Source organism: Sporosarcina sp. FSL K6-2383 (assembly GCF_038618305.1).
In the GTDB taxonomy this organism is placed as follows: Bacteria; Bacillota; Bacilli; order Bacillales_A; family Planococcaceae; genus Sporosarcina.
This window is the reverse complement of the sequence record NZ_CP152017.1, coordinates 684,682-697,018: the sequence shown is the minus strand read 5'-3', so window position 1 is coordinate 697,018 and position 12,337 is coordinate 684,682. Positions and strand designations below refer to the sequence as shown.

The window sequence follows — 12,337 nt, the reverse complement described above, 5'->3', positions numbered from 1 at the left end:
CGTACATTCAACTTTTTTCTAATAAATCATATCATCTATCACTGTGACGATAGCCCATCTCCGCATTATAAACCCACCATCGCGCCATCAAGCTTTCCGTTTGCGCGATTCTTTCAAGCTGCGTTGGTGTTAGTTCGGGAATTTCCTCTATTGTCTTTTTCCGCAGCTTGTCGACCTCCAAGCTTACATGGAAAATAGACTCACCCGTTCGATCGGACTGATTTTTAATTCTTTCCGTATGCTCATGGACAATCCCAATTCGCGCCGTAATTTCTTGTGTAGCCGCAGATTGCTCCTCCGCAATGGCTGCAATCGTTCCAGTTGCATCTCCGACTTTATGGACCTTCATAATAATTTGATCTAATGTCGCAATGGCTTCTTTTGTTTGCGATATTCTTCCACCTAATTGGGTAGACATTTCCTCTACAATCAAGCCTACTTGGACTGATTCCTGTTGCATTTTCGTAATGGCTGTTGAAATTTTATCGACCGATTCTTTCGTCTGCTCCGCCAGGTTTCGAACTTCATTGGCAACGACGGCGAAGCCTTTTCCGCTTTCCCCCGCCCTTGCCGCTTCAATAGATGCATTCAATGCCAATAAATTCGTCTGATTGGCAACATTTTTAATAAAATCGACGACCTGCGAAATATCATTGACCTCTTCCACCAATGCATCTATTTTAGTCTTCGTATGAGCAAAATCATTACCCATAGCCAAAAATCCATTTAAGGATACTTCAATGACTTCCTGTCCGACTCTTGCTTCCTCAACCATTTGCTCCGTATTTTCGGAGACACCAACTGCATGATCAGCGACTTCTCTAACGGATGCACTCAGTTCCTGAGCAGATGCACTGACATTTTCAGCCTCCCCTATCGTCGTATCGACATCATCTTTCAAGTCTTTCACTTGGTCGACTCCAATCACATACTCCATAACCTTATTAATTTTTTCAACCATGCTATAGTCATTGGCTTCCTGATAGGCCCCCAGCACGATTAAACTATCGAATGTAATAATGCGGTTCAAGGCTACTAAAATCTCGGATAATTCGACAGGTGATTTTGCAAATCGTGCGATAATATAAGGGAGTAAATACTCATATACCCGAATATAGGAACCGATATACCACTCATCAGTTAGATGGATTCTACTATGAATTTGGCCTATCAATTTTCGATAATCAATATAAGCATCATCGAGGGTCGGCTTCGTTAGCTGTTTATAATACTTTTGAATAGCTGCCGTATAGCGTTCTTTCACTGAATGCTGAACAAAAATCTCCTTAATTTCGGGTATATTCATGATCATGTCATAATGACGATCTGCAATTGTTAACGCATGTTCTTCCATGATATCATCAATTTTCTTCAAGCTCACGAGGTCTTGTTGAGTCAGCTGCGTTAGTTTTAACAGCTCCCGAATCTTCGGATTAGCAGCCTTAATATGGATATCACTTTCTTGAATAGGCGCTAGCACCGTTCTATAACTTTTCGTTTTGGCAAACATCATCTTTATTCCCTCCAGTTAGTATCGCTTTTCTTAACAATACTCCGTTGAGAATGATAATCACTTGATATATATCAAGAATCACAAAAAAAGGTTCTCCAAAAAGGTAGAATCGCTGCGGAACCTTTTGTCTAATCATCATCCAGCAATACGATAATAGATCAATGCCGTATCAGTTCCCAAAAGTCAGATATAGGCATACAGACATCAAATGTTGTAAGATAAGTCTACATACAGTGAGGAGTGATTGAGTGAAGATTGGAATGATTGGAATTGGTGATATTGCCAAAAAGGCGTACTTGCCAGTATTAGCCCAGACAAAAGGAATTGAACTCCATGTTTGCACTAGAAATGAAGAAACATTAAAGGAAATGGCCGAAACGTATTCGATTCAGCATCTCTATCAGAATATCGACCAATGGCTAGCGAGTGGAATTACAGCTGCGTTTGTCCATTCATCAACTGAATCCCATGAAAGCATCATTGATAAGCTACTCGATAACGGTATTCATGTCTATGTCGATAAACCTATCACTTATAACTTAGAGTCATCGACACGTTTAATGAAAAAAGCCGAAAGTAAAGGGTTACTATTAATGGTTGGCTTCAATCGGCGATATGCCCCTCCTTATATGAAGCTAAAGGAATTGGCCGAACCGAATATGATTGTCATGCAAAAAAATCGAGGCCATCACGCAGGGGAAGCACGACAGTTTGTGTTTGATGATTTCATACACGTGATTGATACACTGCTCGATTTATTCCCTTATCCGATTGAGGATATCCGTGTGCGCGGAAAACAAGAAAATGGGTTGCTCCATCATGTTGTGCTTCAGCTGGAATCGGCGCAAGGGACAGCAATCGGGATTATGAATCGTGAAGCAGGTACTTCTGAGGAAAAAGTCGAAGTCATGAGTGCTACTGAAACGCGCAAGGTTATAAATGTCAATGAAGTCATTTCTCATATTGATAAAGACAGCCTCACTTTAGGTAGCGATGATTGGCAGCCAACCCTTGAAAAACGTGGTTTTCATGGTGTCATCGCCACTTTCCTGGAGGCCGTTACAGATGGTTCTGTGTCGCCAAATCACTATCAAAGAGATTTACAAGCGCATTTAATTGCTGAGAAGATTGTAGAAACACTTGGCTAAATGTCTCATACCTAGCAAGACAGTATAATTGGGTGACTGCAATTACGCTAATTTGAATGTAGTCACCCTCTCCATACTATTTCGTGAGTTCGATTTGATTGTCTTCCGGGTCCAACACACAACTTTCATAATAGCCATCACCTGTGGTCCTAGGCCCACTTATGACTGTGTATCCATCATTTTTTAATTGACTGGTTAATTGATCGACCAATTCTTTAGAACCTAGTGAAAAAGCTTGATGGGTAAAACCAGTCCGAAACATCGGCTTATCTTGTAAAATCATATCTGTTCGAGTCATTAATTCGAGTCTGCTACCTTCATCAAAGGACAAAAAATACGTTTCCAATCCCGTTGTAGGGTTATGGTACTTGTCATTCGATGTGGCTGAAAAATAAGTCTCGTAAAAACTCCGCATTTTCTCCAAGTCCGTAACGTAGAGTGCGACATGTTCAATCTTCATATAAATCCCCTCCAAAATTATTATCGGCGAACTATCACCAGCATCAAACATCGTGAAAAATTTCGGTGAATTCATTAACGGCCATATTATCTATCACCCCAAATTTATCATACACCCACTTTCTTCTATTCAGTTAACGATAGCCTATTCTTTACTCACCAAACAACAGCTGTTATACTTTATATAGAACAAAGATGGAGGGTGTCACATGAAAAAACTAAAGATTGTTTTTTGTTTAATGGCCAGTATATTTCTATTAATTGCAGGCTGTAGCAAGAAAAAGGAGACAGAATCAAATGCGAATCCAGATGAGGTGAGTTCATTGGTAATGATTGAAGGTGTATGGAATGGCTCTATTATGATTCCAAATCAACCGCTGCCGATTATACTGACATTCGACAAAACAACCGGAATGATTAGTATCCCAGTGCAAGGTTTAAGTGATTATCCACTAACAAGCGTGAAAATGGATGGGGCAGCTGTATTTTTCGAGATGGACATGCAAGGTCAACATATAACATTCGACGGCAATGTAGCACAAGATAATATCACAGGGACATTCACACAACAAGGGCAATCCTTCCCCTTTGAATTAACAAAAGGCAGTCCAGAACAAGTAACTGAAACAGGGGATGTTGTTCAAGTTAACATCGCTAACGGAACGATGGATGGTCTATTGGAAATCCCACAAGGTGAAGGCCCCTTCCCTCTTATGGTTATTATTGCGGGGTCCGGTCCTACAGACCATGACGGTAACTCCCCTACATTACCTGGAAAAAACAATAGTTTAAAAATGCTTGCAGAAGGTTTATCGGCCGAAGGCATCGCAAGCATCCGTTATGATAAACGCGGAGTCGGGAAAAATATGAGCTTGGCTGGTAAAGAAGAGGATTTGCGATTTGACCACTTTATTGATGATGCCGCCGCATGGGTCCAATTCGCCCAAAATGATGAACGTTTTTCAAAGGTCGGCATTATCGGGCATAGCGAAGGGTCGTTAATCGGCATGGTCGCTGCTGAACAAACAGAGGCTGACCTATTCGTTTCCATTGCGGGAGCAGGTAGGCTCATCGATCAAGTGCTCATGGAACAACTAGAGGTGCAGCTTCCAGCTAACCTACTCGAAGAATCTAACACTATTCTCGCTTCATTAAAACAAGGTGAGCAAGTGCAGGAAATTAGTTCAGAACTGCAAGCTGTTTTCCGACTATCTGTTCAACCTTATATGATTTCATGGTTGAAATATGATCCAACAGAACAACTAAAAAAACTACAAGTCCCAGTCCTTCTCGTGAATGGCGATCGGGACATTCAAGTCCCTGTCAAAGATGCCGGACTGTTGCATGACGCGAAAAAAGACGCGAAGCTACTCATTGTAGACAAAATGAATCATATCTTGAAAGATTCACCTGAAGATCGCGAAGGTAATATCGCGACTTATAGCAATCCAGATCTACCGTTGGCACAAGGATTGATAGAGGGAATTGTTGAATTCCTGCTAAAGTAACAGGTACCCCCAAAAATAAAAAATACCTAGTCTCCAAGCAATTCACACTTGCTTAGAAACTAGGTATTTTTTTCTTCAGCTCTCTCTCTATTCATATCTTTTGTACGTTCGTCAATCGGATCAATCGTATGTTTATATCGATAACTTTTATGGATAACGATGTAGATAAGAACGATTTGTAAAAGTAAAAATAAAAAAATAAGAAAAACCCATATCCCAATCGTCATTTACTTGTCTCCTTCCTCGCTATGTCTATTGTAAGTTTACTACAAAATCTGTTTAGTTATAGGGTAGTTCATTACGAATAGGTGACTTATTTCTCACAATTAAATTGGTCGTGATACCGAAACAATCATACAATTTAAAAATCGTCCTACAAAGAATAGCGCCCGCTTCCCCTGTAAGACGATTCAACCGACTATAACAAGCCTATTTCCTCCAAATACTCCCGTGCCGCTTCTGACGCTTTTTTTCCTTCTACATTTACTTGATAATTTAATTCGCGCATATCAGCGTCTGTTATTTGACCGGCTAATTGGTTGAGGATTGATCCTATTTCAGGATATTGTTGCAGCGTTTCTTTCCTTAATAAAGGCGCACCCTGATAAGGTGGAAATAGCTGTCGGTCATCTTCCAGAACAGCCAAATCATACTGCTGGATTTCACTGTCTGTTGAATAGGCATCCAATACTTGTATATCGCCACTTGCTATTGCCTGATAGCGCAGCTTAGGTTCCATTGTAGCAACGTTCGAAAACATGATGCCATAATGCTTTTGAATGCCTAGATAGCCATCTTCACGATCATTGAACTCCAGGGTAAATCCTGCTTTTATCGTTTTTTGAATGGCCTGTAAATCTGAAATGGTTGTCAATTGGTATGTGTCAGCGATTTCTTTTGAAACAGCTAATGCATAGGTATTGTTGTACTGCATTGGACGAAGCATCACCATATCAAATGACTCCAACATCCCCTTTTGCGCCTGCTGATAGACATCTTCCGCATCATTATTAATAGCTTGTTCTTTTAAAAACTCCGCAATGGCTGTCCCTGTAAATTCGGGATAAATATCGATATCCCCGGATTTCAGTGCATTGAATACAAAGGTTGTCTTGCCAAAACCAGGCTCCAATCGAACATCCAAATCCGTCTCATTTTCAATCAATAACTTATACATATTTATCAATATTTCAGGCTCTGCTCCCAATTTTCCCGCTATCACAATTTCTTCTTTTTCACTACTATTGATGAGAGGAAAAAGAATGATAAGTAGTGCTGTTGCACTAATCGCTCCCATTACACCGATTGTTTTTTTAAAGGACAATGACTCTAATTTCTTCAATAAAAAATCAAACACCAACGCCAAAAGAGCAGCAGGTATCGCCCCTAACACAATAAGCGCTGGATTATTACGGTCAATCCCCAGTAAAATAATATCCCCTAATCCCCCAGCTCCAATAAGCGCCGCCAACGTTGCAGTTCCAACAATTAATACCGTAGCCGTGCGGATTCCCGCCATCATCACAGGCATAGCAAGAGGTAATTCCACTTTCACCAATCTCTTATACCTATTCATTCCCATAGCTGTCGCAGCTTCCTTCAAGGATGAATCCACTTCATTAATACCTGTATATGTATTTCGTAAAATCGGTAACAATGCATAAGCCACCAATGCAATAATGGCTGGCACTTTCCCTATACCAAATAGCGGAATAAGTAATCCTAGCAATGCCAATGAGGGTATCGTCTGCAACACCGCACTAATACCAATAATACTTTCTGCTATTTTCTTCTGATTCGTTAAATAAATGCCAATAGGAATTGCAATGACAACCGCAAAAAAGAGAGCGATAAATGAAATTTGGATATGTTCAAGTAAAGAAACTAACAACTGCCCTTTTCGTTCAGTAAAAACTGCAAATAAGTTAGTCATGACGATCACCTCTTGTCACAGAATCATCTGCTAAAAACTGAATGACTGATTCCCGCGTAATCATTCCTACTACCTCACCTTCATCAACGACAGTTAAACAATCATGCTGAGCCAACTTACTTAAAATAATTTGTAATGAGTCCTGACTAGACACGCTGTGCTGAAGATTGCTTTCCTCCATTAAAGAAGGCTGAATCACGCGCTGAATTTCGAATTCCTTCGTTAATCCCATAAATTCACGGACAAAATCATTTGCAGGATGTTGGATAATTTCCTGAGGTGTGCCAAGTTGCACAATTTCTCCATCCTTCATCACACAAATTCGGTCCCCTAACTTCAAAGCCTCTTGCATATCATGAGATACAAAGACAATCGTTTTACGAATCGTTCGTTGTAGCTTCAGTAAATCATCCTGTAATTTTGCTCGGCTAATGGGATCCAGGGCACTGAATGGCTCATCCATCAAAATAACCTCCGGATCTGCCGCTAGCGCACGAATCACACCAACCCTTTGTTGCTCCCCACCAGAAAGCTCTTTCGGTTTTCTATGACGATAATTAGCGGGATCCAATCCAACCATATCCAATAATTCTTGGACACGGTGTTGAATTTTCTCAGGCTTCCACTTTTTCAGTTCGGGAACGATAGCAATGTTCTCCTCGATTGTCATATGTGGAAAAAGAGCAATTTGTTGTAGTACATAGCCTATATTCCAGCGTAACTCATGCAAGTTATAATCACTTATTCTTTTGCCTTCAATTCTTATCGTTCCATCTGTTAAATGGATGAGCCGATTGATCATTTTAAGCAAGGTCGTTTTCCCACAACCGCTTGGCCCAATAATCACAAAGAATTCCCCTTTTTCAATTGCCAAATTTAGCGATTTCACTGCGATTTGACCGTTATCATATTGCTTGGAAACATTTTCGAACTGGATCATTTCATTCCCTCCCCGTTAAGATAGATGTTCACTTGCTCATCTCCGCTAATTATTTCTTTTTATTTTATCACGCGTGATGAAATAACTCGGAGATCGTGCTTATAGGGATGGTCATTCTATCCAAAAAGCTGTCTAGAAAATCAGCGTTCACTGACTTTCGCAATTGCTTGAGCGCCCGTTCTCCTTCAATAAAAAAAGTTCTAAAACAGCACAACACTGTCTTAGAACCTTTACTCAAAACCCGTATTCCGCATCCTTCTTTTCCCGAATCCCCACATAAGCCTCGACCAGCATCACAGTATCCTCCACTAAACGCTCCATACGGAAATGCACGTCGTCATTGACGATTTCTTTACGGTTGAAGTCCTTTTCTTCTATAAATACATATGTCGGGACAATATGCGCCTTCATATATGCTAAAATTGGCTTCAATTGCTGCTCCACCATCAAATAATGCTTCGGACTACCTGCCGTGACAAGCATACTCACGACTTTGTCACGGAACGCATTGACTGGCAATAAATCGAAGATATTTTTCAGTGTAGCTGGAATAGATGCTTGGAATGTCGGCGTGCCGATGATGATAGCATCTGCTGCCATCAATGTTTCCGTCACATATTTGGTATCGCCCTCATAGTCCATATAATTGCGCCCATCACTAAAGACTACGTCAAAGTCAGCTAGGTCCAGCAAAGTACTCTCCGCATCCGGGTATTTTTCTTGCACTATTTTGAGCGTATAATCCATTGCTGTCCTTGTTTTAGACCCTACTTTAGAGCCCGATAAGAGTACAATTTTCACAATAGCTCCCCCTTACTTCTCCATTGTATATTTCTTAACAGCCGGCATTATTTCTGTCGCAATTAACTCAATATTTTTCATGATTTTATCAAACGGTACACCACCAAAGTCGATTTGTGCCATGAAGCGTTGTTGGCCATATAACTCATACTGGTACAGCATTTTCTCAATAATTTGCTGTGGGCTACCGATCATTAACGCATCGCGCACGTCTGTCGATTGTGCAAACTGTTGCTTCGGATAGCCGCCGCCTCTTAACGCCATCATACCTGTATCAAGATGCGGGTATGATTCACGCAATGCATCCTGGGAATTTTCTGCCGTGTAGAATAAGCTCGTTGTCGCGATTGGTAAAGTAGCCCGATCAAAACCACTGCGCTGCGCCGCCTCGCGGTAAGCATCCACTGCCACTTTAAAATTAACTGCTGGTCCTCCCAATGTTGTCAGCATCATTGGAATCCCTGCATACCCCGCCTTGATGGCACTGGCTGGTGGTCCACCGACTGCACGCCAAATTGGTAAATGACCGTTTTGGGGTTGTGGTAAAATCGTCGCTTTGTCCAATGGCGCACGGAATTGTCCTTGCCACGTCACCGTTTCCTCATCATTGATTTTCATCAGTAGCTCTAGTTTTTCTTCAAATAACTCCTCATAATCATGGACATCATAGCCAAGTAAACTATAAGCCCCGATTCGTGAACCACGTCCCGCAACAATTTCAGCCCGCCCCTTTGAAATTAAATCCAGTGTCGCAAAATCTTCATAGACACGCACAGGATCATTTACGCTTAACACAGTAGCAGAACTCGCAATTTTAATATTTTTGGTCGCCTGTGCAATCGCACCTAAGATGACTGTATGTGCTTGCGTTGTAAAATGCGTTTGATGACTTTCACCGACTGCAAAAACATCCAATCCAGCTTCGTCTGCCAGCTTACTCGCCTCGATTAATTCCTGAATACGTTGCTCAGCACTAATCTTACTACCTGTGAAAGGGTTTAGTAAGTGATCCCCAATCGAATATAATCCAAATTCCATTCCTTTTGATGGTTCAATACGGTATTTCTCCATTATTACTCGCTCCCTTTTCTACCAAAGATGTCGACTTCTAGTTAATTTCTCAACACAATATATTTGATGTATGAATTTCAGCCATGGTGGTGATAAACTAACTTATGCCGGTGATAACTAGGTCCATGGCGGTCATAAACTTTCTCATGCCGGTAATAACCAGGTCCATGGCGGTCATAAACTATCCCATGCCGAGCATAACCACACCGATGGCGGTCATAACGCCGCTCACTGCATTTCATTTAATCAATCGGCTGCAACTTCGCTTCAATTTCTGCACGTCTACCTTCTAAAAACGGCGGTAAATCTAACTTTGTCCCTAGCTCCTCAATAGTGGAATCCTTTGTAAAACCAGGTCCATCCGTCGCAATTTCAAATAGAATGCCATTCGCATCGCGGAAGTATAAGCTTTGGAAATAAAAGCGGTCAATCACCCCTGATGAATCAAAGCCCCGTTCCTTCACAACGCCATCCCAATAACGCAATTCTGCCTCGTTTTTCACACGAATCGCTAAATGATGAATGCTGCCTCGTCCCGGTTTTTCACTCGGTCCCTCTAGTTGCTTCAAGACAATTTCACCAAATGCTTGCCCTTCAACAGATTGATAGATCGCTTCCTCTTCAGAATAGGTCACTTCTGCATAACCAAATAGATCTCGCAACGTTTTAGCTGTTCGTTCCAAATTACGCACAGTGATTTCCGTCGAACCCATCCCTAAAATACGATGCTCTTGCTCGACGCTCGAACCGCCCCAAGCCGACCAAAATTCTGGAATATCCTCACCATTATTGTTCAATAAAATCAGGCGTAAGCCTTCCGAATCCTCAAATGGCAATGCTGCCCGACCTGCATACGTTGTAATTTCTCCATGCATGACATCTAATTGTTCAAAGCGCTGTTTCCAATACGTTAAACTTTCGAGTGATGGTACAAGTAAGCCGATTTGAGTAATGGCATTCGTACCACGAACCGTTCTTCCTGCATTCGTCATTTCAAAAAAGGATAACTCTGTTCCCGGGCTTCCTGTTAAATCTCCATAAAATAAGTGGTACATCGATGGACTATCCTGGTTCACCGTTTTTTTCACACGGCGCAAGCCTAATACTTCTCGATAAAAATGGTTATTCGTCCCTGCATCTTTTGTGATCATTGAAATGTGGTGGTGTCCTGGTATTTTGTACATGATAATTCCTCCTTGGTTTTTTAATTGATTAGTCAAGTGATGGTGAAAAAAATCACTCTGGCGGCAATTCTTTTTTCAGACTATGTTTATGGATACGTGTCATAAGTTTGTATAGTGTTTTCTCTTCTTCCCTTGTTAATACCTCTTCAAAAAATGATGTTTGAAATCCGAGTTGAGCTGGCATGGCCTCTTCTAAGATGATTTCAGCTTTATTCGTGAGACTAATCATTTTTGTTTTCCAATCCTGCTTACGGACAATATAGCCTTCTTTTTCAAGTCGAGCAAGCATGCGGGATATTCCACCTTGCGTCACGATCACTTTGTCAGCTAATTCACTTTGTGTAAGGGGCTGGTATGTTTGAATTTGTACAAGTACATCAAATTGAGCCGTTGTTAAATCAAAACGTTTTAAAAAGTCGTTTGACAACTGGTTACTTTGGTTGGTAAAACGCATTAAGCGTAACCAAATGAGCGAGCCAATCGTATGATTCTGCATTTTGTTTCGCCTCCTTGTTGCTAACCTTACTATCACTTTACCACGCAAGTGATGATGATGCAAGTCATAAATCTCGAATTCAAGATTTATTTAAAGTGAAATAAAAAATCGCGTGTAAGGACTACAAGCGATTTGCACAATTATTCCGAGGTTTAACTTATTTAGTAGAAAAGGCGCTGAAGATAATCAGTGGATTTTTTTGGACATAATATCAATAAGCTTAAACAGTAATCGAAAGGCTTTTCGATTGTAACGAAACTGATTCAAACTTCCGATGAAGTACGTATTTAGCACGGGGTGGTAAAACATAAATGTTCCCGTTGAACCCGCATTTCCCCATGCATTATATCTTTTAGGCATCATGAGAGGAACCGTTTTGAAATGCATTAATCCATAACCGTAATCAATTCCGATAAAAAACTTCGCCTTATCATTTTTCATAGTCAAAATCGTTTCTTCACTTAAAATTTCATAATTGACCAACGCCTTCATAAAAATAAGTAAATCTTCTGATGTTGAAATAATGCCACCTCCCGCATAATTAACACTTAAACTGCGGTAATCTGTGACATTAACTGTCCCCCCATAGAGATGCGCCATTGGATATTCACCACCTACCGATGATAACGAATCACGGAAAAGGTACGAGTGATTCATACCAAGGGGTTCAAAAATATAGAAGCGCAGTGCCTCGGCTAAAGGCATTCCAGTCAATTTTTCGATAATCAGTCCTAATATATTATAACCCGTATCCGAGTAATGAAACCCTTTCCCAGGAGGGAAGTGTGCTGTCAAATGCTCTTTGGACCATTCAATAACCTCCTTCGGCTCCCAGTAACGAGAAGGTTGCTCAAACAACAAATCAATCATAGATTTACCTTGTTTTGGCTTATCCTCAAAAAAACAATTTAAGCCTGATGTGTGGTTTAATAAATGTTTGATTTTAATATCGTTCGTATAGTCCCTTCCTTTATAAACATGAAGATCACGCAATACATCAGGATCCACATATGCGGTGATTGTATCCTCATATGTGAGCCTCTCCTTTTCAACCAATAGTCCAATCAGGACGGAGGTGAACAACTTACCAATACTCGCAATAAAATAAGGTTGCTGGGCATGGGCAGGCATATCGCCTGTCGAACCTTTTGCAGTATGCACATGGATGCCGTGTTTTTCAGAATGGACTAACAAATAAGCATTGTATATATGGGGATTTTTTTCCACAACTTTATTAAAGAGTTGATGAATTAATGTCTCCACTCTTTCGTTAACCATTCGCAC

General features: G+C 40.8%; 12 protein-coding genes. 2 read left to right on the top strand and 10 right to left on the bottom strand.

Features of this window, described 5'->3' with window-relative positions:
* Positions 1-31 precede the first annotated feature (31 nt).
* The gene (locus MKZ10_RS03690; RefSeq protein WP_342507972.1) at positions 32-1,513 is read right to left on the bottom strand and encodes a globin-coupled sensor protein; all 1,482 of its coding nucleotides are present in this window, start codon (positions 1,511-1,513) and stop codon (positions 32-34) included.
* Between the two features lie 248 nt (positions 1,514-1,761).
* On the opposite strand from MKZ10_RS03690, the gene MKZ10_RS03685 reads away from it, so the two are divergent.
* Entirely contained in the window at positions 1,762-2,661 is a 900-nt protein-coding gene (locus MKZ10_RS03685; protein ID WP_342507970.1) for a Gfo/Idh/MocA family oxidoreductase, read from the top strand.
* 76 nt (positions 2,662-2,737) lie between these two features.
* Here MKZ10_RS03685 and MKZ10_RS03680 read toward each other — a convergent pair whose 3' ends face one another.
* Positions 2,738-3,121 (bottom strand): VOC family protein, encoded by a 384-nt coding sequence (locus tag MKZ10_RS03680; protein WP_342507968.1) that lies wholly within the window; start codon positions 3,119-3,121, stop codon positions 2,738-2,740.
* 208 nt (positions 3,122-3,329) lie between these two features.
* Between MKZ10_RS03680 and MKZ10_RS03675 the strand changes: the two genes are divergently transcribed.
* Positions 3,330-4,628 carry an alpha/beta hydrolase gene (locus MKZ10_RS03675; protein WP_342507966.1) on the top strand — a complete coding sequence of 433 codons (1,299 nt, stop codon included), beginning with the start codon at positions 3,330-3,332 and terminating at the stop codon, positions 4,626-4,628.
* Between the two features lie 59 nt (positions 4,629-4,687).
* On the opposite strand, the gene MKZ10_RS03670 is transcribed toward MKZ10_RS03675, so the two are convergent.
* The 8 genes from MKZ10_RS03670 to MKZ10_RS03635 all read right to left on the bottom strand — a co-directional run bounded on the left by MKZ10_RS03670 (position 4,688) and on the right by MKZ10_RS03635 (position 12,331).
* Complete coding sequence (locus MKZ10_RS03670; protein WP_342507964.1) at positions 4,688-4,855, bottom strand: YtzI protein; 168 nt, start codon at positions 4,853-4,855, stop codon at positions 4,688-4,690.
* Positions 4,856-5,046: 191 nt separating this feature from the next.
* Complete coding sequence (locus MKZ10_RS03665) at positions 5,047-6,561, bottom strand: ABC transporter permease/substrate-binding protein (RefSeq protein ID WP_342507962.1); 1,515 nt, start codon at positions 6,559-6,561, stop codon at positions 5,047-5,049.
* On the bottom strand, positions 6,554-7,501 hold the full coding sequence (locus MKZ10_RS03660) for an ABC transporter ATP-binding protein (protein ID WP_342507960.1): 948 nt from the start codon (positions 7,499-7,501) through the stop codon (positions 6,554-6,556). Before MKZ10_RS03660 ends, MKZ10_RS03665 begins: the two co-directional genes overlap by 8 nt.
* Before the next feature lie 234 nt (positions 7,502-7,735).
* On the bottom strand, positions 7,736-8,302 hold the full coding sequence (locus tag MKZ10_RS03655) for an NADPH-dependent FMN reductase (RefSeq protein ID WP_342507958.1): 567 nt from the start codon (positions 8,300-8,302) through the stop codon (positions 7,736-7,738).
* Between the two features lie 12 nt (positions 8,303-8,314).
* Complete coding sequence (locus MKZ10_RS03650) at positions 8,315-9,373, bottom strand: LLM class flavin-dependent oxidoreductase (protein WP_342507956.1); 1,059 nt, start codon at positions 9,371-9,373, stop codon at positions 8,315-8,317.
* Positions 9,374-9,615: 242 nt separating this feature from the next.
* Positions 9,616-10,557: a ring-cleaving dioxygenase gene (locus tag MKZ10_RS03645; RefSeq protein ID WP_342507954.1), complete on the bottom strand. Its 942-nt coding sequence runs from the start codon at positions 10,555-10,557 to the stop codon at positions 9,616-9,618.
* Positions 10,558-10,609: 52 nt separating this feature from the next.
* Positions 10,610-11,053: a MarR family transcriptional regulator gene (locus MKZ10_RS03640; protein WP_342507953.1), complete on the bottom strand. Its 444-nt coding sequence runs from the start codon at positions 11,051-11,053 to the stop codon at positions 10,610-10,612.
* Between the two features lie 186 nt (positions 11,054-11,239).
* The gene (locus MKZ10_RS03635) at positions 11,240-12,331 is read right to left on the bottom strand and encodes a serine hydrolase domain-containing protein (RefSeq protein WP_342507951.1); all 1,092 of its coding nucleotides are present in this window, start codon (positions 12,329-12,331) and stop codon (positions 11,240-11,242) included.
* Positions 12,332-12,337 lie beyond the last annotated feature (6 nt).

Excerpts from the sequence above, each read along its gene's own strand:
- MKZ10_RS03690 (WP_342507972.1), bottom strand. The coding sequence starts at position 1,513 with ATGATGTTTGCCAAAACGAAAAGTTATAGAACGGTGCTAGCGCCTATT.
- MKZ10_RS03680 (WP_342507968.1), bottom strand. The coding sequence starts at position 3,121 with ATGAAGATTGAACATGTCGCACTCTACGTTACGGACTTGGAGAAAATG.
- MKZ10_RS03675 (WP_342507966.1), top strand. The coding sequence starts at position 3,330 with ATGAAAAAACTAAAGATTGTTTTTTGTTTAATGGCCAGTATATTTCTA.
- MKZ10_RS03670 (WP_342507964.1), bottom strand. The coding sequence starts at position 4,855 with ATGACGATTGGGATATGGGTTTTTCTTATTTTTTTATTTTTACTTTTA.
- MKZ10_RS03665 (WP_342507962.1), bottom strand. The coding sequence starts at position 6,561 with ATGACTAACTTATTTGCAGTTTTTACTGAACGAAAAGGGCAGTTGTTA.
- MKZ10_RS03660 (WP_342507960.1), bottom strand. The coding sequence starts at position 7,501 with ATGATCCAGTTCGAAAATGTTTCCAAGCAATATGATAACGGTCAAATC.
- MKZ10_RS03650 (WP_342507956.1), bottom strand. The coding sequence starts at position 9,373 with ATGGAGAAATACCGTATTGAACCATCAAAAGGAATGGAATTTGGATTA.
- MKZ10_RS03645 (WP_342507954.1), bottom strand. The coding sequence starts at position 10,557 with ATGTACAAAATACCAGGACACCACCACATTTCAATGATCACAAAAGAT.
- MKZ10_RS03640 (WP_342507953.1), bottom strand. The coding sequence starts at position 11,053 with ATGCAGAATCATACGATTGGCTCGCTCATTTGGTTACGCTTAATGCGT.
- MKZ10_RS03635 (WP_342507951.1), bottom strand. The coding sequence starts at position 12,331 with ATGGTTAACGAAAGAGTGGAGACATTAATTCATCAACTCTTTAATAAA.